The organism is Proteus sp. G2674, assembly GCF_009915195.1.
GTDB lineage: Bacteria > Pseudomonadota > Gammaproteobacteria > Enterobacterales > Enterobacteriaceae > Proteus > Proteus mirabilis.
This window is the reverse complement of sequence record NZ_JAABLS010000038.1, coordinates 146,394-171,354: the sequence shown is the minus strand read 5'-3', so window position 1 is coordinate 171,354 and position 24,961 is coordinate 146,394. Positions and strand designations below refer to the sequence as shown.

Sequence of the window (24,961 nt, the reverse complement as noted above, 5' to 3'; positions counted from 1 at the left end):
CATAAAAACGGATTATGAGCACTCCAATCACACGACAAATTGTACTAGATACCGAAACAACCGGTATGAACAAACTGGGCGTTCACTATGAAGGCCATAATATCATTGAAATTGGTGCCGTTGAGGTTATCAATCGTCGCTTAACTGGGCGAAATTTCCATGTTTATATAAAACCAGAAAGATTGGTTGATCCTGAAGCTTTTGAAGTTCACGGGATCAGTGACGAATTTTTAGAGGATTGTCCTTCATTTGCAGAAATAGCAGATGAGTTTTTAGCGTATATTCGTGGTGCAGAATTAATTATCCATAACGCCTCGTTTGATATCGGCTTTATGGATTATGAGTTTCAGAAGCTTAACCGTGATATTCCTCTCACAGAAACTTTTTGCCAAATAACCGATAGCCTTGCTATGGCAAGGGAGTTATTTCCTGGCAAACGCAATAATCTAGATGCGTTATGTGACAGATATTTAATTGATAACTCCAAACGAACACTGCACGGCGCATTATTAGATGCCGAGATCCTCGCCGATGTTTACTTAGCTATGACCGGTGGGCAAACCGCATTAGCTTTTTCAATGGAAGGTGAACCGAGCGAAGAGCAAAAAGGGGATGATATACAACGTATTGTACGACCAGTGCGTGGATTAAAAGTAATAAAAGCCTCTGCAGAAGAGTTAGTTGCGCACGAAGCTCGGTTAGATTTAGTGGTGAAAAAAGGAGGCCACTGTTTATGGCGTCCAGCGCCTGCTTCTAATGATGAAACGGCATAAAGGTAAAGTGATATAAATAGAGTGTTGAGATTAAAAACTATCCAAACGCATCTTTTTGTTAGAAAAATAGTTGACGACAAGGTAAGAGATTCGTAATATTCATCTCGTCCGAAAGGATACGCGGAGCGGTAGTTCAGTTGGTTAGAATACCTGCCTGTCACGCAGGGGGTCGCGGGTTCGAGTCCCGTCCGTTCCGCCAGAATTTATCATTTTGATGTATTAACTGACATCAAAATAATTAGAAACCGTATCGCTTTAAGCTGATGCGGTTTTTTTTTGCCTAAAATAAAAATAGTATCATTAAATTATTTAGTCAGTATTCTGTCGACACTCACGTCTTCTATTACAGATAGATATCTAAGTTTATTACTTTTGTCTCTGTTTTCTACCTCCATTTATTTGCTATTAAATAAGAGCAATTCATATCAATTGGTAGCTTTATTTTACTTATTACATCTCGTTATCGAGAATGGTAACTATTATCGTTATAGTTTTAATTCGTATTAGCTTGCTATAATATCGCTTATACCTAGCGTGGGGTAACTAACAGGCTAACATTCCATGAGCGAAAATAGAGCGTCTAAACAACACTCAAGTAAAACAACAAAAGCAAATATAGTGAAGGAATATCAGCGACAGATACTTCGTCGTTTCTTTTACTTAACGATATTAGGGGGCGTGTTATGTAGCGTTTTGATCCTTGATTTTACTTTAGGGCCTTCAGGATTATCGCTGACTGAACTGTGGAATACACTAATATCGCCAGAAACTGCCGATGCTGGCACTCGGGTTATTGTGTGGGATATCAGGCTACCTTACTCCCTTATGGCGGTTGTTGTTGGAATGTCACTCGGGTTAGCGGGTGCTGAAATGCAAACTATACTCAATAACCCGCTGGCAAGTCCCTTTACGCTTGGCGTCTCTTCTGCCGCTGCTTTTGGTGCTGCTTTAGCGATTGTTTTAGGAATTGGTATTCCGGGGGTTCCTGCACAGTGGTTTATTTCAGTTAATGCGTTTATTTTCGCATTACTGGCAACGTTGTTACTGGACTTTATCTCACGTTGGATGCGAGTTTCTACCTCTGGAATTATTCTCTTTGGCATAGCGTTAGTGTTTACTTTTAATGCTGCCGTTTCCATTATGCAATTTATCGCTAACGAAGATACGCTTCAGGGATTAGTGTTCTGGACAATGGGTAGCCTTAATCGGGCATCGTGGGATAAGTTATACATTTTATTGGTTGTATTAGTGATAATCTTCCCCTTGTCATTGATGAATGCTTGGAAACTGACGGCACTTTGTCTAGGGGAAGATCGTGCGATGAGCTTTGGGATCAACGTCAGACGCTTACGCCTAACAACATTACTTCGTATTAGCATCATTTCTGCCTTGGCGGTGGCATTTGTTGGCCCAATAGGTTTTATTGGATTAGTCGCTCCTCATATTGCTCGGATGACTGTTGGCGAAGATCATCGTTTTTATTTGCCCGCAAGTGCCCTTATTGGCGCATTGGTATTATCGATAGCTTCTTTAGTCTCCAAAAACCTTTTATCTGGTGTGATTATTCCGGTGGGAATTGTGACTTCTCTTGTGGGTATCCCTTTCTTTGTTAGTATCATTTTGCGTCATCGCGGGAGAATATAATGGACACGGGATTAAATGCTGGGTTGCGTATTGAAAAGCTTTCTACGGGATATTCGAAGCGAGAAATAATTAAAGAATTAACGGTCTCACTGCTTCCACGAGGGAAAATTACTGTTCTTTTGGGGCCTAATGGCAGTGGTAAATCGACGTTGTTAAGAGCGCTTGCTGGGCTTAATAGCGCACAAGGAAAGCTTTTTCTTGGTGATGATGAATTACTCTCCCTCTCTTTTTCTAAACGAGCAGAGCAGGTGGTTTATTTGCCACAAACTCTACCTGCGGGTGTTCATTTGAGTGTCTTGGAGTCAATTCTGGTTGCAAGACGAGCTTTAGGTAAACATCGTTCTCATTCAGCGAATGATCAAGTTATAGATCTATTAGAACAGCTGGGAATTTCACATTTAGCTATGCGATATCTTGATGAGTTATCCGGTGGGCAAAAACAATTGGTGGGGCTTGCTCAATCACTTATTCGACGACCAAGTTTATTATTGCTAGATGAACCACTCAGCGCGCTCGATCTTAATTATCAGTTTCATGTGATGGAATTAATCGCGAGAGAAACCAAGAAACGTAATATGATTACTGTGGTTGTTGTTCACGATATTAATATTGCATTACGCCATGGAGAGTATGTATTAATGCTTAAAAATGGGGAGCTAGTTGCCAATGGTTTACCAACTGAGGTGATCACACCAGAAATACTCGCCGATGTTTATCGCGTTAGCGCCCGTATTGAACGATGCTCTAGAGGCCATCCCCAGGTCTTAATTGATGGGATGATAAATGATACATAGCATTTTTAAACCACTCAAATAATTGTATTTGATATGATGACTATACTTATTTGAGTGGTCTTTGATCGATTCAATTTGGTTTATATTTACCATTGATAATACGCGTGGCTTGTTTTATTAAAGGTAAATCAATCATCTCCCCATTAATCTGAAAAGCATAACTGGCTGTTGATTGCTTAACCACTTCTTGTGCCCATTTAATTTTTTCCTCAGTAGGTTTAAATGCCTTATTAACAATATCTATTTGATCTGGATGAATACAGAGTTTAGCGCCAAATCCAAGAGCGCGAGCATGGTTGGCATCCATTAATAATGTATTAGGTGTGCAAAATTCAGGGGTGACACAGTCAATAGGGGAGATGAGGTTGGCAATGCGTGAAGCGATAACGATTCGGCTTCTTGCGTATAGCAACGCTTCTGCTGTTTGTTGGCAATCAATATCTAGTGAGTAATCTAATGAGCCGAATGCTAATCTTGTTACACCACTATTGGCAATCTCTTCACAATGGTGCACTCCACGCGCTGTTTCTATAATACCTATAAATGGTCGCTTTGATATAGCCAGATGAAGTTTTGATTTTATATAGGAAAGTATTTCCGCATCTTCCAGTTTTGGGATCATTACTCCTGTCATTAGCGTTTCATTTAATGAATTTAATAGATCAACATCGTTTTTAAATTCTTTCTCTTTAGGATGATTTATTCTGATATATATACTGGTGTTAATGATGGTGTTATTTATTGTCGTTAGCCAATTTTGAATGTTGTCACGTCCGAGCGGTTTTTCATCAGGATGAACCGCATCTTCAAGATCAAGAATGATCGCATTTGCACCATAAGTTAACGCTTTGGAAATCATAACTTTTTTATTAGCAGGGACAAACAGATAGCTAATCTCTTCGTTCATATTTACCTACCTTAGTAATAAATATAATGTATCTTCCATAAAAACGAATAATTATGAGAATGAGATTGATTATTATTTACATCATCATTTTCTGATGGTAGCTTACTCATCAACCTTTTTCAAGACGCTCGAAAAAGTAAAAAAAGGTTAAGTAACCCCCCAAGATAGATAAATTTAAATTAATTGTTTAAGCCTTATTTCTTTGGGAGAAAAATGATGGAGACGGTAGAGAAAAAAAGTATTGCAGGGCAACAAACTGCTATACAAACAGATTTTTCAACACGTAATGCCCTTGCTCGTATCATTCGCTGTCTTTTTGCAGAAAAATTATTGGATGATAATAAACTGCAAGTTTTTAATGATGAAAATAACGTTAAGTACCCGCTTTCTGATGGGATACATATCCTTCAATTTAATCAAACGACCGTTTTTCCTGCAAATACCGTTATTCATCGCGGTGATATTATCCTTAAATCAATGGATGGGCGCCACCGAATGGTGCAATCCCATGAAGAACTCATGGAGATACTGAAAAACGAGCTTAGTTTCACCCCTACAACGGAGGGAATAACAAAATTCAATAAAGATGTAGCAAACAGTATCCATAATGATCGATTAGCTAGAGCACATCGGTCAAAGTGGCGGGATACGATTTCTAATGAGATGGCACAAGAGGGAACATCTTGTTTTATTGAATGGATAACTCGTCATTACAGTCGGCGTGATGGTGCAACTTTTCTCGATCAGTGGGGCGCTCTTGAAGGTCATTCTTATTACCCAACTTGGAAGTCTAGACCCGGTTTAAGCGATGATGATATTGTTGCACTATCAGCTGAATTTGGTGCACGAGTTAATCTGCGTATAGCAGCCATACAAACCGATATGGTTTATTGTGAGAAGATGCCCCATATTCAGGATATCCATCAATGGTTTTCATCGGCTTTTCCAACCGTTTGGAATAAATGGTGTGAGTGGCTTACAAGTCAACACCAAAACCCACAAAAATGGTTACCTATTCCTCTGCATCCTTGGCATCTTGAACACTGGATCATTGCGCATTTCTCAAAAGAAATAGATGAAGGCATTCTTCTACCATTAGGCCCTCAACTTGAGACCGCGGCATCCATGTCGTTTAGAACCATGCTTCCTACCGCATCTAGATCACCCTTTATCAAATTACCTGTTGCTATCTGGATGACTAGCGAAATGCGCAGCCTTCAAGCCAAATCTATTCATATGGGGCCACGTATTAGTACGATTATTGAGGATATTTTGCGGGTGGATAAGGATTTTGATGGCAAGCTGGACTTTTTCCGAGAAGAAGTGGCGTGGCATTTTCGTCATAACGTGCGTATGGATGACGCTGAAGGTAAGTTTCTCTCGGTTGTATTTCGTGATACGCAAGCATGGGAAAGAAACGATAATTTAATCGCTATCACAGTTGCATCATTATTTACTGAGCTCCCACATAAACCCCAACCCCTTATCAGCGAGCTGATCGCATTATCAGGCGACTTACCTGAAACATGGTTTCGTAATTATACCAAAGTCATACTGAAACCGGTTTTAGCGATGTATTTAATTTATGGCATTGCCCTTGAGGCACACCAACAAAATACGCAAGTTTTATTTGATGATTCCGGTCGTGCGGTCACCATGCTTATTCGTGATTTTGGTGATGGACGCTGTTGGGCTCCAGCACTGCGTCAGCAAGGTTATGAGCTTCAACCTTATATCTGGCCCGGCATTTTACCCACGGTGTTTGAAGATGATATTGAACCTGTCAGAACCTTCGTTGTAGACGCCTGTCTTGTCAGTCATTTACATGAAATTGCGCTTTGTTTAACTCAACTTTATGACATCCCTGATACCCGCATATGGACTGTGATCGGCGAAGAGCTTGAACTTGTGTTTAAAGCACTTCAACCCAGAGTAGAGGCGGATTTTTGGCACAAAGAGCGTGAACATTTTCTCCACCACCCTTGGTATACCCGCTCATTAATGAGCATGCATTTACAGCAATATACTGATTACCGTCTTCAGCATGGACTTAACAATCCGTTAGCTGGTGAATAAGTAGATAACTCTAAGATCTGAGAGAATAATAATGATCACAAACAAACATTTTTTAGCATTGACTATTGCAGCAAGTTTAATTCCTGATTTCGTCAGCGCGGAAGAGAGAATTATTGTTAACGCAGAGCGCGTTAACTCCCAAACTAAAGGTAGGTTATCACAACAAGCCAACATAGGTTTATTGGGAAATAAAGATATCCAAGATATTCCATTTAGTATTAAGGGATATACCTCGAAATATATTGAGCAACGACAGGCTAAAACACTTGGCGATGTAATAAAAGATGATCCATCCGTTCAAGTGACATCTCCGTCAGGTGGTATTCTTGATTCCTTTATGATCCGAGGATTCCCTATCGGAGAAGGTAATATTGGTGAAGTTGCCCTTAATGGTGTTTATGGTGTAGCGCCAAATTATCAGTTATTACCTCAATATTTAGAGCGAATAGAATTACTAAAAGGGCCTGGGGCGGGGCTTTATGGTATCTCCCCCAATGGCGGTGTTGGCGGTGTCGTTAACGCCGTGACGAAAAGACCTACTCGTCAGGGAACTAAACAGATTACTACCACTTGGGGATCTGATAATCAACTTGGTGCCTATATAGATGTAGGTAAATTGTGGGTAACCCCAGACGGTGAAATGTGGGGCGTCCGATTTAATGGTGGTGGTAGTGGTGGAGATCTGGCGCTTGATAATACTCATAAAAAAACGGCATTAGGTGCACTCGCTCTTGACTATGGAAAAGATGGATTCACCGTTTCAGTTGATTTATTCGATCAATATCAATATGTCAAATCACCTAATCGCCCTTTTATTGTCTTAGCGGGTATCGATGTTCCTAAGGCGCCTAATGGTCGACGGAATATTGCCCAAAAAGGGATGTGGTGGAACACCCGTGATCAGGGCGTATTACTGCACAGTTCATACGAGCTTAACGATAATCTAACACTCTTCATGAATGCAGGTGGTGGTCGTTCAATCGTTTCACGTATCTCTGAGCAAACCCCAAAGATTATTAACGATAATGGGGATGTCGAATCGGCAATCACTAATTATCGCTTTAATGTACATCGTTATATTTTTGAAACCGGTATTAGAAGTTACTTTTCAACGGGCGCCATTGATCATCAGATGACATTACAGGCCAGCTATTATCATGACCGTCTTGCTGTTGCGGGTAATGTAGGAAAACAAAAGGTGAGTTCTAATATTTATTCACCATCAGAAGTCGATGTTACCCTACCATCATCTCCAGCAAGCGTCCCCAAAGTATCTTCTAGTCAATTAACTAGCTTTGCCGTTTCGGATACCATGACCATATTGAATGGCAGTGTGGATATTATCCCCGGGATACGTTTGCAAAGAGTACAGGCCGATAACTTTATGGCTAATGGACAGCGTTCGGCCACTTATGATGAATCAGCGGTGACGCCAATGTTGGGGCTGGTTTACCATCCTTTAGAGTCTGTTTCGCTCTATGCCAACTATATTGAAGGGTTAAGCAAAGGTGATATAGCCCCGAGTTTTGCAAAAAATGCCGGCCAAGTGATGCGTCCTTATCGCTCGCGACAGTACGAAGTTGGGGTTAAGTATGATAACGCGGGAATACAAAGCAGCTTGGCTCTTTTCCAGATAACCAAGCCTAGTGGTGCTATCGACAGCACTGATAATATATTTAATGCTAATAGTGAGCAACGAAATCGTGGCGTTGAAGTTAACCTTTCAGCGCAGGTGCTGGATAATTTACAAATCTCAGGCAATCTTTCTCTTATTGATGCTGAACTTATCAAATCGCCTAAATCTGATATCCGTGGTAACAAACCCGTTGGCGTTTCTCCTCTACAAGCAAATGTAGGGGTGGAATATGACCTTCCTATTTTGCATGGGTTGTCATTAAACAGTTATGTCAATTATAGCGCAAAGCAATATGTCAATCAGGCAAATACACAGTCTATCAATCCTTGGACAACGGTAGATATGGGAGCCTCCTATAAAACACGTGTCTATGGTGCGCCTACCACTTTCCGTTTTGATGTACAGAATCTATTTAATCACCATTACTGGTCTGGTGTCGCGTCATATACCACTATTGCACAGGGAGCACCACGTACTTTCCTTGCCTCGGTAAGTGTTGACTTCTAAGAGGGTTCCATATGTCTTCGTTGTTAAATACTTATTACCGAGCAAATGAATCTTGGCAGATCGCTATAACCCAAGTATTACCCCCTTATATCGATCCGGTTATTATCCGTTGGTTGGAGACATCCCCTGATACCCTTGTTCATTTAACACAGATATATGGTTCACCCCTTAATATTGTCTGGCCTCATACTGTGGAGCAGAACGTTAATGCCATGGTCGAAGTCGCCAAAACATTTGGTATACAAACCAATTTGTATTATGGGGTTAAAGTCAATAAATCACAGTCATTATTACAAGCCGCTGTTGCTGCGGGAACTGGGGCGGATGTATCTAGCCTATATGAACTCAATGATGCTATTCGTGCGGGATGTAAAGGTACAGAGTTGTGTGCCACAGGCCCTGCAAAAACAACGGCGTTTTTACAGGCGTTAATAGTGCAAGGGGCACGGATTGTTATTGATTCTATTGAGGAAATGGACGAGCTTATCCACCTTGCTACAAGGTGGATAAGTCCATCAGGACGTATAAGTATACTGCTGCGTTTTCGTCCTGAGTCTAATCATATCAGTCGTTTTGGTATGTCATCCGCTGAGATCATGACAGCGCTTGAGAAACTTAATTATAGTGACCAAGTAAAGGTTGATGGATTCCATTTCCATCTTAGTGGTTACTCTTCGGTATCTAGGATCAAGGCTTTTTTTGATACCTTACCCTTGATTAGCTACGCACGTGCTTTGGGTTACTCCCCTTATATTATCGATATTGGGGGAGGGTTACCTGTTCAGTATGTAGATAGTCATTGTTATAAGAAATGGCTCTCTACGCAAACACATAAAGACTATCGTACTCGACGAATTCCTGATTCTTTCTATCCATATGGTGGAGAGATAAATGCCCAAGGGTGGCTCACTGAGTTTCTAACTGGAGCCGATCCCACAGGTAAAAGAGTTTGTGATGCATTAATTGAGGAAGGATTAACACTTTGCCTTGAACCCGGAAGGAGCTTGGTTAATCAAAGTGCGATCAGTGTATTTCGTGTCTGTCGAGTTCGTCCATATGATCATGTCGGACACGTTATTTTTGTCGAAGGAACTAGTTTTAGTGCATGTGAAACGTGGTTTAATTCTGAATTCTTAAGTGATCCTCTCCATATTTATCGAAATAACCATCAGCCACTTTCTTCTGCTGGAAATGCTTGGATTGCAGGTCATAGCTGTTTGGACGACGATGTTATCACCAATCGTTTGATCGCTTTTGCACACCTACCAAAGCCAGGTGATTTACTGATATTTGCTAATACCGCAGGTTACCAAATGGATTTACTGGAAAATCAATTTCATCGGCATCCGTTGCCCACAAGATTAACTGCGGTCATAAACTCACATCAAAAACCTATATTTACCATTGATAATTAAGGACTTTTAATATGGTTTTTAGCAAAGTAACTGATTTAATTGGTAATACTCCTATCATTCAATTACCGCTACTGCAATCGGATACGCGTCTTTATATCAAAGTGGAGAAAAATAATCCCGGAGGCAGTATGAAAGATCGCATGGCGAGAAATATGGTTGTTGCGGCACTGAAATCTGGAAAGATCAAGCCTGGTAGCACAATTGTGGAGTCGTCATCAGGAAATACGGGCATTGGATTGGCAATCGCTGCTATCGAATTTGGGCTTCGATTTATCGCGGTGGTCGATCACCATGCTGCCCAAGATAAAATTGCTATCATGCGCGCTTTGGGGGCTGAGATCCGCTACGTTAAAGGCGACTATGGTGAAAATGAAGTTGCTGTTGTGGAGCGCCAACGTATGGCGGCTGAAATAGCCAATGAAATTCCCGGCGCTATCTTTATGAATCAATCAGATAATGCAGCCAATGCGGGAGGATATGCAGATCTGGTACGTGAACTTATTAGTCAGATTGGCAAAATTGATGCGTGGGTTGGATGTGTAGGTACGGGTGGCTCTATGACAGGGATAGCCCATGGATTAAGGGTTCACAATCCAGATCTTGTAACCATTGCCGTAGAGCCGGAAGGCTCCATCGTATTCGGAAAACCCGGTAAACCATACTATCAATCAGGTACAGGCACCCCACAAGGCGATACAGTGGGGTTAGTGTTGGATTACAGTTGTATTGATTATGGCGAACAAGTCTCTGATGTATGTGCTTTTGAAACAGCTCGTTACCTTGCTCGTCGTTTTGGTTTACTGGTTGGTGGCTCTACAGGGGGAGTGGTATATAAAGCGCTGGAGTTGATTAACAATAGTACAATTTGCGGAAATGTTGCACTTGCTATGGCTGACGGTGGTGAAAAATATCTGCAGACAATTTTTAATGACACATGGCTTAAAGAGCGAAATTTAATATCGGAGTCAGTCTGGGAACAACTTGATAATTGGTTTTCTTTGCCAACTTGTTTGGGGGATAGCAGATGATCCCAAATGAGAAATTGAGAGTAACACTATGTGGAGCCGGTCGAACGGGGCATCTTGCGGCAATTTTATTTAGCTTAAATCCTGCGATTGACGTCACTCTTTACAGCAGTCGCTCAGAAACTGTGACAGCATATAAAGAAAATGATCATCAACTTCAGGCGGTGATGCCTGATGGTCAAGTTATTAAAACCCGTTCGGTTAGGATGACAGAAGCCATTGATGAGGCGTGCTCTGAGGCAGATATCATCATTATTACGACACCAAGTCATGTACGTGAAAGTTTACTTCAACGTATGGTGCCAATACTGCCGAAACATAAAAACATCTTTGTGGGCGCCATTCCCGGTTTTGCTGGCTTTGACTGGCTGGCTGAAAAAACGTTAGGCGATGCACCCAATATTGTTATATGGGGAATGAAAGATGTTCCCCATATTGCATTTGATCTACAACCGGGAAAAAGTGTCAGAATGGGGGGCGGAAAATCACAACTCTATGTAGCTGTGCATGGAAGAGAAAAACCGCAATATACCAATCTTCTTCTCAATTACCTCAAACAACTTTATGACTCACCTATTACGCTACTGACCGATTATCTAGAAATTACCCTAACGCCAGGAAATCCTATTATGCACAGCTCTGTTATCTATGGCCTTATCGGTCCATGGGGACAGTGGCACAATAGGCCTTTTGAGAGCATTCCATGTTGGTGGAACGATTGCCCTGAGTTGGGTGCTTATTTTCTTGCCCGCTGTGATAGGGAGAATCAAGCGTTATGTAATAAAGCAGAAGTTGTATTGGGGATTAATCTCAGTTCCGTGCAGCCATTACAGCAGGAAATAGTAGCAGCATATGCGGGCTCAATTGCTGATCCGCGAACATTACTCAGTGTGTTGCGAACGAATAAGGCCTATCAGGGTATTCCTTTACCTCTTATTTCTACAGCACAATCCCATGGTTATATTTTTGACAAACAACATCGGGTTTTTCAGGAAGACATTGCCTATGGACTAGCGCTTCTTGTTGCTCTTGGGGAACGTCTTCGAGTACCAACACCCTATATAAGAGAAATATATGATTGGTGTTGTGGTTATATGGGAGGAAATCTGCCTCACCCTCAGATCCCAATGGATTGGCCAATAATAAGGGTGAAATAGTATGCGTGTTACCGGCAGTGTCATTTTTATTGTCCAGTTTTTATTTATCGTACAGCTACTCTCAATGGGAGCAATGGAAATGAGTGGTCCTTTTTGGCCGCTTCATCTCGAAAGTATGGCGTCGACAGAGCTACTGAGTATCGTGGGAACCGGCGTGTATATCGCACCTATGTTGGGCGTTATGCTAACCAGTACCTTTTGGGGACGAATAGGCGATAAAACTGGCAATAAAGTGATGATGATCCGTGCACTGATGGGGCTTGCATTAACACAATTGGGGCTCGCTTTTGCCAATGATGTCTGGGTAATACTGCTACTACGTTTTTTACAGGGAACTTGTGCGGGGTATATTGCACCTGCTCAAGCTTATGGTATTGCCATGATCCCCATAGCACAACGTATTCGGCTTTTGGCATGGTTACAAGTATCTACCAATGCAGGATCGTTAGCTGGAGCCATTGCTGGTGGGGCGATCCTCGATTTACTGAGTTTCTTTTGGATAAACTTCGGGGCATTTATCATTTGTACGTTATGTGCACTACTGGTTTTTTTCATACTACCGAATGATTTACCGCGCCACGCTTCATCCAATTGCGTCACTTCCTCAACAAATAAAGCAAAAGCGATATCATCAATTAACCACAGCGTCATTGTGGGCTTACTTACCATACTGGGTTTGTTATTAGTGAGCCGCATGATCACACAAACCCCTTTTTCTCTTTATGTCAGTAGCGTATTTAATGCCCCTAACTGGTTAACAGGGGTCGCTTACGGATTGCAGGCTACAGGTGTGATTGTCTCAGCCGCCCTCTGGGCAAGATGGTTTGAAGCACACAACATATCTCACGCACTCTATCGAATGGTGGGGATCATTGCGGGATGTTTTATTGTGACCTTACTGCTAGCAGCAGTAAGAGAAATAAGCTGGTTTATCGGACTTTATTTTTTGTGGGGCATTCTTCTTGGGGCAACAACGCCAGTATTAACCGCATTGATATCTCGCTCAACCGCTGAAAGTAAACAGGGTTATATTTTGGGGCTGGTGCAAAGTATTAGCCAGTTTGCCTCTATTGTTGGTATTGCGCTGGGGGGCGGAATACTTGTTTGGCCTGGGTTGTCCACGTTGTTTTTATGTGTGGCGGTGATGTATTGCATTACTTTAATTATTACGCTGAAAATGAGTTATTCTTCAAAAAACACTAACAAAAAATAGGTTATTAATCATGATATTACGATTTATATTTTCTATTGTATTGTTGTATTCATCAATGGCTTACTCACAGCAAGTTGTAACACCTGTTACTGATCTACTTGGCAGAACCGTGAATGTCAAATTACCGGTACAGCGCGTCATTTTGGGGGAAGGACGACAGCTTTATTTAGTGGCTATGTTTGATAAAGAAAATCCAGCACAAAGGATAGTCGCTTGGCGAAAAGATTTAATACAGTCCGATCCTGCCACATGGCAGCAGTACCGACAACAATTTCCACAGTTGGCAAAAATCCCTACCTTTGGTGGCAGCGAACAAGGAACGTTTGATATAGAGCAGGCGATTAATCTGCAACCTGATGTCATCATCATGAATATGGACGCACGCAATACTATTGTTGATGCTGGACACGAAGCAGCATTAGCCCGAGCGGGTATTCCCATTGTTTATGTCGACTTTCGCTATGATCCTATTGCACACATTCCTCCAACAGTGACGTTATTTGGTAAATTATTTGGCCAACCAGATCGCGCAGAAGCTTATTTAACATTCCGTGATAAAGAGTTACAACGAGTGACATCTCGAGTTGAACAATTACAAGGGACATTGCCAAAAGTATTTTTAGAGCGTCTTGGGGGCTATTCAGAAGAGTGCTGTATGACCTTTGGTAAAGGGAGTTTTGGCCGTTTTGTTAAAATAGCGGGGGGGGATAATATTGCTGACAATCTTGCTCCGGGAACCTTTTTTACGCTAAATCCAGAAAAAGTGGTTGTTGCAAATCCCGATATTGTGATTATTACCAGCGGCAATTTTCAGGCATTTGTGCCGGGTGGAAAGTGGATCCCACTTGGGCCGGGGATTAATATTCAACAATCTAAACATCGACTCGCATGGTTTACAACTCGCCCTGCTTATGTTGATAGTAATGCTCGCCGTCGTGGCGCATTTTTTGCTATTTGGCATCAGTTTTATAATAGTCCCTATGATGTTATTGCTATCCAGCAGCTAGCTAAGTGGATACATCCCCAATTATTTGCTGATCTTGATCCTGATGACACATTCCGTCGTTTACATCAAGAATTTCTACCCATCTCATATCAGCCGGGATATATGATTGATTTGGAAAAAGAGGGGAGGTAAATATGGAGTATGATGTCGTGTTATATCCCATTGCCTTGCTCCGTCCTTCAGAAGAAGTCAACATGGCTCATGTTGAAGCTTTAACTAAGGAAATAGTTCGTTGCCAAAGATGGACAACACCTATACCCATTGAAAAAGAGACCGGAATTATTATGGACGGTAATCATAGGTATCAAGTCGCTCATCATCTTGCTCTCACTTATATTCCTTGTGTGTTGCTTGATTACACTGATACACGCATAACTGTGTATGATTGGCAGAATGGACGAGCGTTTAGCCCATTAAGAATAAGGGAGCAGATATTAAAGCAAGGTAATATTTTCCCTTATAAAACTACTCGACATCTATTTTCTCCAAGCCTTCCGGCCGTTAATTTTCCGCTTGAACAGTTAGTTGAAAAAATAGCCAGTAATCATCTGAATGTTTTCAAGTTAGGTGTTGGTAGGTGACCATTAACAGCGGGAAAATTAAATAGCTTAGTATTTATTTGATTTGATGGATAAAACAGCAACGTAATTTTAGCTTGATTAGTCGTATCAAGCTAAGGTTTAATAAGATACTTCTTAATTGCGCAAATAAAAGTCATTTTTCATTTTTGTTGCGCAACAATGTGGTGGTGTAATGTTATTTCCCGCGTTTATCGTAATAAATGCTGTTTAAATCAAAGAATTATTGATTTTCACTGATTACGATAGCCACCTTTGTGGATTTTTTATATTGCGGTTTTTTGCCCGCATTGAGAGAATCAGCTATCTAGATGCTTTTTATCCGACTTGGAGTAGAAAATGACCACTCGTAAAACCCTTGCAAATGCGATCCGTTTTTTAAGCATGGATGCAGTGCAAAAAGCCAAATCAGGGCACCCTGGTGCACCTATGGGCATGGCTGATATTGCAGAAGTATTATGGCGTGATTTTTTAAATCATAATCCAACTAATCCTCACTGGGCAGATCGTGACCGTTTTGTTTTATCTAACGGCCATGCTTCAATGCTGATTTATAGCTTATTACATCTGTCTGGTTATCAAGTTTCTTTAGATGATCTAAAAAATTTCCGTCAGCTGCATTCTAAAACACCGGGTCACCCAGAATATGGTTATACCCCAGGTGTTGAAACTACCACGGGTCCTTTAGGTCAAGGGATTGCTAACGCAGTAGGTTTTGCGATCGCAGAACGCACATTAGCGGCTCAATTTAACCGTCCTGGTCACGATATCGTAGATCACTACACCTACGCCTTTATGGGTGATGGTTGTATGATGGAAGGTATCTCTCACGAAGTATGCTCTTTAGCAGGTACTTTACAGTTAGGTAAACTGATTGCATTTTACGATGACAATGGCATTTCTATTGATGGTAAAGTACATGGTTGGTTTACTGATAATACTGCTGAACGTTTCGAAGCGTATGGCTGGCATGTGATTAGTGGTATTGATGGTCATGATGCAGCGAGTATTAAAGCTGCGATTGAAACCGCACAACAAATTACTGATAAGCCTTCACTGTTAATTTGCAAAACCACTATTGGTTTTGGTTCTCCTCATAAAGCAGGCACTGCCGATTCTCACGGTTCACCATTAGGTGATGCAGAAATTGCAGAAACTCGTAAAGCTCTGGGCTGGGAGTATGGTCCTTTTGAAATTCCACAAGAGATCTACAAAGAGTGGGATGCTAAAGAAGCTGGTAAAGCAAAAGAAGCTGCGTGGGACGCTAAATTTGCTGAGTATGCAGCACAATTCCCTGAATTAGCAGCTGAATTTAAACGTCGTATGTCTGGCGAATTACCTGCAAATTGGGAAAAAGAGTCAACAGCCTTTATTGAGCAGTTGCAACATAACCCAGCGAGTATTGCTAGCCGTAAAGCATCACAAAATACATTAGAAGCGTTTGGTAAAGTTTTACCTGAGTTTATGGGTGGCTCTGCTGACCTTGCACCAAGTAACTTAACTATGTGGTCTGGCTCTAAAGCATTAAATGAAGATAAAGCCGGTAACTACATCCATTATGGTGTTCGCGAATTCGGTATGTCTGCCATTATGAATGGTATTGCATTACACGGTGGTTTTGTTCCTTACGGCGCTACCTTCCTGATGTTTATGGAATATGCACGTAATGCGGTACGTATGGCTGCACTGATGAAAATCCGCAGTATCTTTGTTTATACCCATGACTCTATCGGTTTAGGTGAAGATGGTCCTACTCACCAACCTGTTGAGCAAATGGCAAGTCTGCGTGTAACACCAAATATGAGTACATGGCGCCCATGTGACCAAGTTGAGTCAGCAGTAGCATGGAAATACGCTGTTGAGCGTAAAGATGGTCCAACTGCGCTCATCTTCTCTCGTCAAAACCTTGCTCAACAGCCACGTACTCCAGAGCAACTGGCTAATATCGAGAAGGGTGGTTATATCCTGAAAGATTGTGACGGTACACCTGAACTTATCTTTATTGCTACGGGTTCTGAAGTTGAATTAGCTGTTAATGCTTACGATCAATTAACAGCAGAAGGCCGTAAAGTTCGTGTGGTTTCAATGCCAGCAACAGATGCATTTGATAAACAAGATGCTGATTATCGTGAAGCAGTATTACCTGCAGCGGTTAAAGCTCGTGTTGCTATTGAAGCGGGTATCGCGGATTACTGGTTTAAATATGTTGGTCTTGATGGTGTGATTGTCGGTATGCATAGCTTCGGTGAATCTGCTCCTGCAAACGAACTGTTTGCTGAGTTTGGTTTTACTGTTGAAAATGTGGTTACACAGGCAAAAACTCTACTTAAATAATCAATAAATGTTAACAAGAGCACATTTTTGGGAATAATTTCTCAGATGTGCTCTTTTTTTATGCTTCCCCCTTTTTTTGCTATTGCGATTTTCTCTCATTTCTCGTAATCTGAATACCAATAAGCTGAACCGTTTCAGTTGCACTAAAAATGTCGGTGACCGCACATTTTTTAGTTTTACTTGATTTATCGTTGTTGATTAGTCAATTGCTCGATTATTCTAAGCGGTTGCGTAATTACGAGTTATCAAGGAAGTTACATGACAATTAGAGTTGCTATTAACGGTTTTGGTCGAATAGGGCGTAATGTGTTAAGAGCGCTTTATGAATCTGGAAAGCGGGCTGAAATAAGCGTTGTTGCAATAAATGAATTGGCTGATGCGACAGGTATTGCTCATTTGCTTAAATATGACTCAAGCCATGGTCGTTTTGCTTGGGATATTCGTGTTAATAATGACTTATTGCAAGTAGGTGATGATGCAATCCGTCTTTTCCATCATGCCGATATTGCAGACTTACCTTGGGGTGAGTTAGGTATTGATGTGGTACTTGATTGTAGTGGCGTTTATGGATCTCGTGCCGATGGTGAGGCGCATATTGCACAAGGGGCAAAGAAAGTGCTCTTTTCTCATCCGGGAACGATAGATCTTGATGCTACGGTGGTATTCGGTGTTAATCAACATGAACTGAAAAAACAGCACCGCATCGTCTCTAATGCCTCTTGTACCACAAATTGTATTATCCCGATTATTAAAATGATGGATGATGCTTTTGGTATAGAGTCAGGTACAGTGACGACAATCCATGCTGCGATGAATGATCAACCTGTTATTGATGCATATCATAAAGATTTACGTCGTACACGAGCCGCAGGACAATCGATTATTCCGGTTGATACCAAATTAGCTGCCGGTATTACACGGATTTTCCCGAAATTTAAAGATCATTTCGAGGCAATTTCTGTACGAGTTCCTACAATTAATGTGACAGCAATTGATTTAAGTGTCACGGTAAAAAATGCTGTAAATGTGTTAGATGTCAATAAGTTAATTCAAAAATCAGCAACTGGCGCATTTCGTGGTATAGTGGATTACACAGAATTGCCATTAGTCTCAACAGATTTTAACCACGACCCTCATAGTGCCATTGTTGATGGTACACAAACTAGAGTCAGTGGGCAGCATCTGATTAAAACGTTAGTCTGGTGTGATAATGAATGGGGCTTTGCTAACCGAATGCTTGATACGACGTTAGCTATGGCTGCAACTGGTTTTAAATAATCATGTATTAATGACGGTACTCAGCAATAGCACATTATGTGATAATGCGCGGTACTGAACAGAAGATTACTAAATTTTAGAGAATCAATGAGAGGATTCATCATGTCTGTAATTAAGATGACCGATTTAGACCTGGCCGGTAAACGAGTACTAATTCGTGCTGACCTGAACGTTCCAGTGAAAGATGGAAAAGTAACTTCAGATGCACGTATTCGTGCTTCATTACCGACTATTGAAGCGGCTTTAAAACAAGGCGCTAAAGTTATGGTAACTTCACACTTAGGCCGTCCTACTGAAGGTGAGTACAACGAAGAGTTCTCTTTAAAACCAGTTGTTGACTATCTGAAAGAGAAATTATCTGCACCCGTTAGCCTAGCAAAAGACTATTTAAACGGTGTTGATGTTAATGCAGGTGAATTAGTTGTACTTGAAAACGTTCGTTTTAATAAAGGCGAAAAGAAAGACGACGAAACGCTGTCTAAGCAATATGCTGTATTATGTGATGTCTTTGTCATGGATGCATTCGGTACGGCTCACCGTGCTCAAGCGTCAACACACGGTGTTGCTAAGTTTGCGGATATCGCTTGCGCGGGTCCTCTGTTATCAGCAGAGCTTGAAGCATTAGGCAAAGCATTAGATAAACCAGAGCGTCCAATGGTGGCTATCGTTGGTGGCTCTAAAGTATCTACTAAATTAACAGTTTTAGATTCATTATCAAAAATTGCTGACCAATTAATCGTTGGTGGTGGTATTGCTAACACCTTTATCGCAGCAGAAGGTCATTCTGTAGGTCGTTCATTATATGAAGCAGACCTTGTTGACGATGCGAAAAAATTAATGGAAAAATGCGATATTCCAGTACCAACAGATGTCCGTGTTGCGACAGAATTTTCAGAAACAGCGCCAGCTGTACTGAAATCAGCAAATGACATCAAAGATGATGAACAAGTATTAGATATCGGTGATGTGACTGCTGAACGTTTAGCTGAAATCCTGAAAAACGCAAAAACCATTCTGTGGAATGGCCCTGTGGGTGTCTTTGAATTCCCTAACTTCCGTAAAGGTACTGAAGTGATTGCTAAAGCGATTGCTGATAGTGATGCTTTCTCTATCGCTGGCGGTGGTGATACATTAGCGGCTATCGATTTATTTGATATCGCAGATAAAATCTCTTACATTTCAACCGGTGGTGGTGCTTTCTTAGAATTCGTAGAAGGTAAAAAACTTCCTGCGGTTGCTATGCTGGAAGAACGCGCTAAACAGTAATTAAGTCACGCTCATACAGGTAGAGTGTAAAACTCTGCCTGTTCCAAATATAGGATCTTATTACATGTCTAAAGTTTTTGATTTCGTAAAACCGGGTGTCATCACTGGTGATGATGTACAAAAAGTATTTGCAGTAGCAAAAGAAAATAATTTTGCTCTGCCTGCAGTTAACTGCGTAGGTACAGACTCAATTAATGCTGTATTAGAAGCAGCTGCGAAAGTGCGTTCTCCTGTTATTGTTCAATTCTCTAATGGTGGTGCTGCATTTATCGCAGGTAAAGGTCTTAAAGCTGAAGCGCCACAACAAGCGGCTATCCTAGGTGCTATTTCTGGTGCTCACCATGTACACCAAATGGCAGAATACTATGGTGTTCCTGTTATTTTGCACACTGACCACTGTGCGAAAAAACTGTTACCTTGGATTGATGGTCTGTTAGATGCAGGTGAAAAACACTATGCGAAAACAGGTAAACCACTATTCTCTTCTCATATGATTGATTTATCAGAAGAGTCATTAGAAGAAAATATTGAAATTTGTTCTAAATATTTAGCGCGTATGGCTAAAATCGATATGACTTTAGAAATCGAATTAGGCTGTACTGGTGGTGAAGAAGATGGCGTTGATAACACAGGTATGGATAGCTCGGCGCTATATACCCAACCAGAAGACGTTGCTTACGCTTATGAAAAACTAAATGCTATCAGCCCACGTTTCACTATCGCTGCATCATTTGGTAATGTTCACGGCGTTTATAAACCAGGAAACGTTCAATTAACACCAAAAATTCTTCGTAACTCACAAGACTATGTGTCAGAGAAATACAATCTGCCACACAATAGCTTAAACTTTGTTTTCCACGGTGGTTCTGGTTCATCTGCAGAAGAAATCAAAGAAGCTGTAAGCTACGGTGTTGTTAAAATGAATATCGATACCGATACTCAATGGGCAACTTGGGACGGTATCTTACAGTTCTACAAAAAGAACGAAGGCTATTTACAAAGCCAATTAGGTAATCCAGAAGGCGCTGATAAACCTAACAAGAAATACTATGATCCACGTAACTGGTTACGTCATGGTCAAACATCAATGGTTGTTCGTTTAGAGCAAGCATTTAAAGAGCTAAATGCGATTGATGTTCTGTAATACAGTTTTATTGTAATACACCTAAAAAACCCGCTTAGTATGCGGGTTTTTTGTTGGTTGTTAGCACTAGGTACGATGGTATTGGGCTATTTAGTTTCGGTTATATTTGTCATTAAAGGTTTGGTCTGAAATACACAGATAATAAATTCCTTCAATAAAACCGATAATAGCGGGTATCCCCGTCCAGCAAAAAATGAGATATAAAATCCCCATTCCTACTTTACGAAGATAGAATTTATGTATTCCTAGCCCACCAAGAAAAATAGCTAATAATGCGGCTGCTAGCTTATTTTTATCATTCATTAATATCTGCTCCTATTACCAATCATTGGTTTTTAATCATGAATATTGATTATTAGACAATGCTAAATATTGTCAGTTTCAATTAAAGGTACTATTTATAAGATAGATTAAAACCAGAAAAAAGAAAAAAAGAGAAGATCACTAATCATAAATAATAAAAGATTAAGGTTGTAGAAGATTTAATCGCTAAGCATTTTTATAAGAGATAAAAAAAGCGCCTTTCTAGGCGCTTTGTCTGTGATAAGCAAAGGTGTTTGCTTATTTACTTAATCATTTTACTCTCTTCTTTCATCATGCGGTTTAGTAAAGGTACTGTTGCCCACATAATCAAACCAACCACTAAGGTAACGATACCGATTTTGCCAAACACATCAGTATAAATAGGCAGTGTTTGTAGTGGATCGGTAATACCTTCAGGTGGGGCGGTAAAGGTTGCTACATGGCCTCCTAACAGGTAAGCCGTCGCTTGTGTTAAGAACCACATACCTAAAATAAAGCCCATCATATATTGCGGTACGAAAGCGGCAATCATCGCTAAGCCTAATGCACTGATCATCAATTCCCCTAGACTTTGGAAGAGATAAATCAGTACAACAAACCAAGGTGATGTTAAACCTTGAGCATCAGCAAACCACATACCTGAAGCGGCAGCGGTTAGGAAGCCTAATGAGCATAAAAGCATACCTGTGGTAAATTTTGCCGGCATGGATAAATCTTTGCCTTTCGCGCCAAAATGGCTATAAGCCATTGCTAAGATAGGGCTGGCAATAATGATCCAAAATGGATTTAATGCTTGGAAACTCACCGGGTTAATATCAAAGCCTAACAGGGTATGGTGAACATTATGGATAGCAAAGAAGTTAAGTGAGGTTGGCATCTGAGCATAGAGAATATAGAAAATAACAGCTTCTAACATCAGAACAAATGCAACATACATTTTATTACGTGCCACTCTGTCTTTTTGTTTAAAGGCTTCACGAAAATAAATGATAACCACAACAATAGACAAGCTGATTAAAACGATGTTAGCAATCATCACATTGTGCAACAACCATGCACAAATAAAGACCATAGCGACAGAGCCTGCAATAACTAATAGTAGTTTGTTGAAATTCATTGGCAGGTGATCTGGCTCAGAACCAATATTCACGACCATTTTACGGCAGAAAAAATAGACCAATATGGCCATTATTAAGCCGATACCACAAATATTATAAGTCAGCGCATAGCCGTAGCGATCGGCAAGAACGGGGGCAATAGATAAGGAGATTAATGAACCAACATTAATCGACATATAAAATAGTGTAAATGCACCATCAAGACGGGGATCTTTAGGTTTATAGCATTTAGCTAATAGGCTTGCTGGGTTTGCTTTAAATAAACCGTTACCTACTGCGATAGTGGCTAAAGCATAAAAGATTAAATTAGGATACATAATTGACATGCCGGTCATAAAATAACCGATAGCCAATACGATAGCCCCTAAAACAATGGTTCGTTTGGTGCCTAATAGATGGTCACCAACATAACCACCAATAGAAATAAGCCCATAAACTAATGCGGAGAATGCACCAAAAGTAATAAAAGCTTGTTCTTGAGAGAATCCGAGTTTACTAACAAAATAAACGGCAAGAATACCTTGTACGCCGTAGTAACCAAAACGTTCCCATAATTCCACAAAGAAAATCATAAAGAATGGTTTAGGCTGTTGTAATAAACCGACTTTAGCGGGTTTATCCATATCTTTAATGCCCCTAATTATTATTTATTTTCAACAACGATGCTATTTACTCAAATTCACGATGAATGTTACACCCTGATAACATTATCTGTTGTATTTAGAGTGATGTTTGCAAATTTAAGATGGTGATCAGTAAGTCCGGTAGACTAATATATTGATAGAATGACTTCTCAAAGGTTGATCACACTGTTAGTAAGATTAATACCAGATTGAAAAAAATAGTCATTAATTTATTTTCAATTAAAGCGATTTAATTGATCTTTGGTATAAATAATCACCAAAAAGAGCCTATTTTGTTTATATTTTAAGCTTAATAAAGCTGATAAAATATAAGCATAAAAATAGAGTGAAAGGGTTATTTATATCGTGACTAATTGATTTTCTAAAGAAAAAGTTTTCTTATAATTTTAATAATTTCTTTTATAACAAACAGATGTTAAAAATAATTTAATAAAACGCTGATAGCTCTATTTTAGGATAAAATGAAATAAATATGCATGAAGTGCGGGTAATTATTTAAAATTTAACAAAGGTAATAAAAACGCCTTTATTAATAATGAAGGATTTAAATTGATACCCTCTTCAAAATAATAAAGTGCGTTTTTGTTTTTAATATTAGCTAATTAAGCGGTGGTTGTGACTAATTTATGTTTAACGGGATGGAAGCGACGCTTAAAATAAATTAAGCCATCGCCATCTTCTCGAACCGCAATATTTTTTATCTCTGCCATATAAACAAAGTGAGTACCTACTTGGCGTACATCGTAAATATCACCTTCTAGGCTAGCGAGTGCATTGGTTAATATCGGTTGCTGCAATGCGCCATATTGCCATCCTGGTTGGGTAAAGCGATCAGCCATTGCCAGACCTGTCATACCGGCAAAATGGCAAGCCATCTCTTCTTGTTCATGATTTAAAATATTGATACTTAATTTGCCATTTTCTTGAAACGTACTATTCATTTGGCTTTTACTATTGATGCAAATCATCACTGTCGGTGGAGTATCGGTAACTGAACATACTGCTGTTGCTGTTAAACCACAGCATCCTGCATCACCATTAGTTGCGACAATATTAACGGCAGCACCTAAGCTTGCCATTGCATCCCGAAAAAGTGGGTTAGCCTGTTTTTCATCAGACATTTTTTACTCCTACTGCCAGACTTCTCATCTGTGGGCGTCTTCACTTAAAATAACCATTAGTTAGAAAATCAGAATTTATCTAACTAGTGCCGCTTCACAAAGTTGTAATGATCTTGCTGATTTCTTTGCTGTGTGAATTTAAAGCCGTAACGCTACCTCGCATTAGCCAAGAGATCAATCTTTCTTTGTTACAACCTGTTAACTTTATCTCAAAAAGTCGTGAGACAACCTTATCGCTGGTTGTTATTATTCCTAATAAGTCAAGAAAAGCGATAGGTAAATCAGGTGGTTTAGCCTAGTTTGCTGATAAATAACACGAAATGACACATATTATCCTGTTATTTTTTGGGGATATTACGCGGTTTTGTCTGAGAAAAGTACTAAGGTCATCAATTGCTAAAATAGCCTAAAATGTTAGAAATTGAGTCAAGTTTATTTATTTGTTAATATGATTAATTGTAATAAAAAGTCTATTCTTAGAATATTATTCATTTATAACTATAACGAGTTATAATTTTCACCGGCTAGATTGAGTGATTTTTCATCAATTTATCTATCAATAAAGAGCTTCTGATTATGCATGAGTCATTAACAATCGCGCTATTGCAAGCACGGGAATCTGCGATGGGATTTTTTCGCCCCGTTCTTAAAGAGCATAATCTGACAGAGCAGCAGTGGCGGATCATCCGAGTTCTTGCTGATAAGCGCTCTATCGATTTTCACGAATTAGCACAAAAAACCTGTATCCTGCGTCCAAGTTTGACAGGTATTTTGATTAGAATGGAAAGAGATGAGCTAATTTGTCGATTAAAACCAGTGAGTGATCAACGTAAATTATTCGTTTCTCTATCAACCAATGGGCAAAATTTATATGATAAAATCCAGCCTAAGATAGAAGAAGGGTACCAATTACTCGAACAAAAGTTTTCTACAGAAAAACTGCAACATTTGTCTATCTTACTGAAAGAACTGATAGCGTTAAATCCAGAAAATAGTCATTCAACTGAAAAATAACATGTGTG

The 24,961-nt window shown here is 40.1% G+C and carries 21 protein-coding genes and 1 tRNA gene; 18 read left to right on the top strand and 4 right to left on the bottom strand.

The window, feature by feature from the left end; genetic code table 11:
• Positions 1–14: 14 nt before the first annotated feature.
• The 4 genes from dnaQ to GWI58_RS15110 all read left to right on the top strand — a co-directional run bounded on the left by dnaQ (position 15) and on the right by GWI58_RS15110 (position 3,211).
• Positions 15–773, top strand: coding sequence for a DNA polymerase III subunit epsilon (dnaQ, locus tag GWI58_RS15125; RefSeq protein ID WP_094959599.1), 759 nt, complete (start codon positions 15–17; stop codon positions 771–773).
• Between the two features lie 122 nt (positions 774–895).
• A tRNA-Asp gene (locus GWI58_RS15120) sits at positions 896–972 on the top strand.
• A 362-nt stretch (positions 973–1,334) separates the two neighbouring features.
• Positions 1,335–2,417 (top strand): FecCD family ABC transporter permease, encoded by a 1,083-nt coding sequence (locus GWI58_RS15115; protein WP_094959600.1) that lies wholly within the window; start codon positions 1,335–1,337, stop codon positions 2,415–2,417.
• Complete coding sequence (locus tag GWI58_RS15110) at positions 2,417–3,211, top strand: ABC transporter ATP-binding protein (protein ID WP_094959601.1); 795 nt, start codon at positions 2,417–2,419, stop codon at positions 3,209–3,211. Before GWI58_RS15115 ends, GWI58_RS15110 begins: the two co-directional genes overlap by 1 nt.
• 70 nt (positions 3,212–3,281) lie before the next feature.
• On the opposite strand, the gene GWI58_RS15105 is transcribed toward GWI58_RS15110, so the two are convergent.
• The gene (locus tag GWI58_RS15105; RefSeq protein WP_094959602.1) at positions 3,282–4,118 is read right to left on the bottom strand and encodes an HpcH/HpaI aldolase/citrate lyase family protein; all 837 of its coding nucleotides are present in this window, start codon (positions 4,116–4,118) and stop codon (positions 3,282–3,284) included.
• A 213-nt stretch (positions 4,119–4,331) separates the two neighbouring features.
• Here GWI58_RS15105 and GWI58_RS15100 point away from each other — a divergent pair, with 213 nt between their 5' ends.
• The 12 genes from GWI58_RS15100 (at position 4,332) to fbaA (ending at position 20,753) form a co-directional block, all read left to right on the top strand.
• Entirely contained in the window at positions 4,332–6,194 is a 1,863-nt protein-coding gene (locus tag GWI58_RS15100; protein ID WP_094959603.1) for an IucA/IucC family protein, read from the top strand.
• Positions 6,195–6,225: 31 nt separating this feature from the next.
• Positions 6,226–8,337 (top strand): TonB-dependent receptor, encoded by a 2,112-nt coding sequence (locus GWI58_RS15095; RefSeq protein WP_094959604.1) that lies wholly within the window; start codon positions 6,226–6,228, stop codon positions 8,335–8,337.
• An 11-nt stretch (positions 8,338–8,348) separates the two neighbouring features.
• Positions 8,349–9,752 carry a Y4yA family PLP-dependent enzyme gene (locus tag GWI58_RS15090; RefSeq protein WP_094959605.1) on the top strand — a complete coding sequence of 468 codons (1,404 nt, stop codon included), beginning with the start codon at positions 8,349–8,351 and terminating at the stop codon, positions 9,750–9,752.
• 11 nt (positions 9,753–9,763) lie between these two features.
• Positions 9,764–10,780, top strand: a complete 1,017-nt coding sequence (locus tag GWI58_RS15085) for a PLP-dependent cysteine synthase family protein (protein WP_017628302.1) — start codon at positions 9,764–9,766, stop codon at positions 10,778–10,780.
• Positions 10,777–11,934 carry an NAD/NADP-dependent octopine/nopaline dehydrogenase family protein gene (locus GWI58_RS15080; RefSeq protein ID WP_110229799.1) on the top strand — a complete coding sequence of 386 codons (1,158 nt, stop codon included), beginning with the start codon at positions 10,777–10,779 and terminating at the stop codon, positions 11,932–11,934. The genes GWI58_RS15085 and GWI58_RS15080 overlap by 4 nt, the downstream gene beginning before the upstream one ends.
• Position 11,935: 1 nt before the next feature.
• The gene (locus GWI58_RS15075; RefSeq protein ID WP_110229800.1) at positions 11,936–13,147 is read left to right on the top strand and encodes an MFS transporter; all 1,212 of its coding nucleotides are present in this window, start codon (positions 11,936–11,938) and stop codon (positions 13,145–13,147) included.
• Between the two features lie 10 nt (positions 13,148–13,157).
• Positions 13,158–14,285 (top strand): ABC transporter substrate-binding protein, encoded by a 1,128-nt coding sequence (locus tag GWI58_RS15070; RefSeq protein WP_088206792.1) that lies wholly within the window; start codon positions 13,158–13,160, stop codon positions 14,283–14,285.
• Between the two features lie 62 nt (positions 14,286–14,347).
• Positions 14,348–14,734 carry a transcriptional regulator gene (locus GWI58_RS15065; protein WP_227201502.1) on the top strand — a complete coding sequence of 129 codons (387 nt, stop codon included), beginning with the start codon at positions 14,348–14,350 and terminating at the stop codon, positions 14,732–14,734.
• A gap of 336 nt (positions 14,735–15,070) precedes the next feature.
• On the top strand, positions 15,071–17,065 hold the full coding sequence (gene tkt, locus GWI58_RS15060) for a transketolase (protein ID WP_004244955.1): 1,995 nt from the start codon (positions 15,071–15,073) through the stop codon (positions 17,063–17,065).
• A 258-nt stretch (positions 17,066–17,323) separates the two neighbouring features.
• Positions 17,324–18,343: an erythrose-4-phosphate dehydrogenase gene (gene epd, locus GWI58_RS15055; RefSeq protein WP_004244954.1), complete on the top strand. Its 1,020-nt coding sequence runs from the start codon at positions 17,324–17,326 to the stop codon at positions 18,341–18,343.
• A gap of 102 nt (positions 18,344–18,445) precedes the next feature.
• Positions 18,446–19,609: a phosphoglycerate kinase gene (gene pgk / locus GWI58_RS15050; RefSeq protein WP_161769315.1), complete on the top strand. Its 1,164-nt coding sequence runs from the start codon at positions 18,446–18,448 to the stop codon at positions 19,607–19,609.
• A gap of 64 nt (positions 19,610–19,673) precedes the next feature.
• Positions 19,674–20,753: a class II fructose-bisphosphate aldolase gene (gene fbaA, locus GWI58_RS15045; RefSeq protein WP_004244952.1), complete on the top strand. Its 1,080-nt coding sequence runs from the start codon at positions 19,674–19,676 to the stop codon at positions 20,751–20,753.
• Positions 20,754–20,843: 90 nt separating this feature from the next.
• Here the strand turns inward: fbaA and GWI58_RS15040 are convergent, their stop codons facing one another.
• From GWI58_RS15040 to hpaC, 3 genes are all read right to left on the bottom strand, one after another.
• Entirely contained in the window at positions 20,844–21,056 is a 213-nt protein-coding gene (locus GWI58_RS15040; RefSeq protein ID WP_004244951.1) for a TM2 domain-containing protein, read from the bottom strand.
• A gap of 262 nt (positions 21,057–21,318) precedes the next feature.
• The gene (gene dtpB, locus GWI58_RS15035; protein ID WP_004244950.1) at positions 21,319–22,797 is read right to left on the bottom strand and encodes a dipeptide/tripeptide permease DtpB; all 1,479 of its coding nucleotides are present in this window, start codon (positions 22,795–22,797) and stop codon (positions 21,319–21,321) included.
• Between the two features lie 623 nt (positions 22,798–23,420).
• Complete coding sequence (hpaC, locus tag GWI58_RS15030; protein WP_004247315.1) at positions 23,421–23,939, bottom strand: 4-hydroxyphenylacetate 3-monooxygenase, reductase component; 519 nt, start codon at positions 23,937–23,939, stop codon at positions 23,421–23,423.
• A 107-nt stretch (positions 23,940–24,046) separates the two neighbouring features.
• Here hpaC and GWI58_RS15025 point away from each other — a divergent pair, with 107 nt between their 5' ends.
• Positions 24,047–24,238: a hypothetical protein gene (locus GWI58_RS15025; protein WP_004252455.1), complete on the top strand. Its 192-nt coding sequence runs from the start codon at positions 24,047–24,049 to the stop codon at positions 24,236–24,238.
• Positions 24,239–24,515: 277 nt separating this feature from the next.
• Positions 24,516–24,953, top strand: coding sequence for a homoprotocatechuate degradation operon regulator HpaR (gene hpaR / locus GWI58_RS15020; RefSeq protein ID WP_004244947.1), 438 nt, complete (start codon positions 24,516–24,518; stop codon positions 24,951–24,953).
• Positions 24,954–24,961: the final 8 nt, after the last annotated feature.

What these genes read in the sequence shown, in the direction of transcription:
- dnaQ (WP_094959599.1), top strand. Translation starts at nt 15, where the DNA reads ATGAGCACTCCAATCACACGACAAATTGTACTAGATACCGAAACAACC.
- GWI58_RS15115 (WP_094959600.1), top strand. Translation starts at nt 1,335, where the DNA reads ATGAGCGAAAATAGAGCGTCTAAACAACACTCAAGTAAAACAACAAAA.
- GWI58_RS15110 (WP_094959601.1), top strand. Translation starts at nt 2,417, where the DNA reads ATGGACACGGGATTAAATGCTGGGTTGCGTATTGAAAAGCTTTCTACG.
- GWI58_RS15105 (WP_094959602.1), bottom strand. Translation starts at nt 4,118, where the DNA reads ATGAACGAAGAGATTAGCTATCTGTTTGTCCCTGCTAATAAAAAAGTT.
- GWI58_RS15100 (WP_094959603.1), top strand. Translation starts at nt 4,332, where the DNA reads ATGATGGAGACGGTAGAGAAAAAAAGTATTGCAGGGCAACAAACTGCT.
- GWI58_RS15095 (WP_094959604.1), top strand. Translation starts at nt 6,226, where the DNA reads ATGATCACAAACAAACATTTTTTAGCATTGACTATTGCAGCAAGTTTA.
- GWI58_RS15090 (WP_094959605.1), top strand. Translation starts at nt 8,349, where the DNA reads ATGTCTTCGTTGTTAAATACTTATTACCGAGCAAATGAATCTTGGCAG.
- GWI58_RS15085 (WP_017628302.1), top strand. Translation starts at nt 9,764, where the DNA reads ATGGTTTTTAGCAAAGTAACTGATTTAATTGGTAATACTCCTATCATT.
- GWI58_RS15080 (WP_110229799.1), top strand. Translation starts at nt 10,777, where the DNA reads ATGATCCCAAATGAGAAATTGAGAGTAACACTATGTGGAGCCGGTCGA.
- GWI58_RS15075 (WP_110229800.1), top strand. Translation starts at nt 11,936, where the DNA reads ATGCGTGTTACCGGCAGTGTCATTTTTATTGTCCAGTTTTTATTTATC.
- GWI58_RS15070 (WP_088206792.1), top strand. Translation starts at nt 13,158, where the DNA reads ATGATATTACGATTTATATTTTCTATTGTATTGTTGTATTCATCAATG.
- GWI58_RS15065 (WP_227201502.1), top strand. Translation starts at nt 14,348, where the DNA reads ATGGCTCATGTTGAAGCTTTAACTAAGGAAATAGTTCGTTGCCAAAGA.
- tkt (WP_004244955.1), top strand. Translation starts at nt 15,071, where the DNA reads ATGACCACTCGTAAAACCCTTGCAAATGCGATCCGTTTTTTAAGCATG.
- epd (WP_004244954.1), top strand. Translation starts at nt 17,324, where the DNA reads ATGACAATTAGAGTTGCTATTAACGGTTTTGGTCGAATAGGGCGTAAT.
- pgk (WP_161769315.1), top strand. Translation starts at nt 18,446, where the DNA reads ATGTCTGTAATTAAGATGACCGATTTAGACCTGGCCGGTAAACGAGTA.
- fbaA (WP_004244952.1), top strand. Translation starts at nt 19,674, where the DNA reads ATGTCTAAAGTTTTTGATTTCGTAAAACCGGGTGTCATCACTGGTGAT.
- GWI58_RS15040 (WP_004244951.1), bottom strand. Translation starts at nt 21,056, where the DNA reads ATGAATGATAAAAATAAGCTAGCAGCCGCATTATTAGCTATTTTTCTT.
- dtpB (WP_004244950.1), bottom strand. Translation starts at nt 22,797, where the DNA reads ATGGATAAACCCGCTAAAGTCGGTTTATTACAACAGCCTAAACCATTC.
- hpaC (WP_004247315.1), bottom strand. Translation starts at nt 23,939, where the DNA reads ATGTCTGATGAAAAACAGGCTAACCCACTTTTTCGGGATGCAATGGCA.
- GWI58_RS15025 (WP_004252455.1), top strand. Translation starts at nt 24,047, where the DNA reads ATGATCTTGCTGATTTCTTTGCTGTGTGAATTTAAAGCCGTAACGCTA.
- hpaR (WP_004244947.1), top strand. Translation starts at nt 24,516, where the DNA reads ATGCATGAGTCATTAACAATCGCGCTATTGCAAGCACGGGAATCTGCG.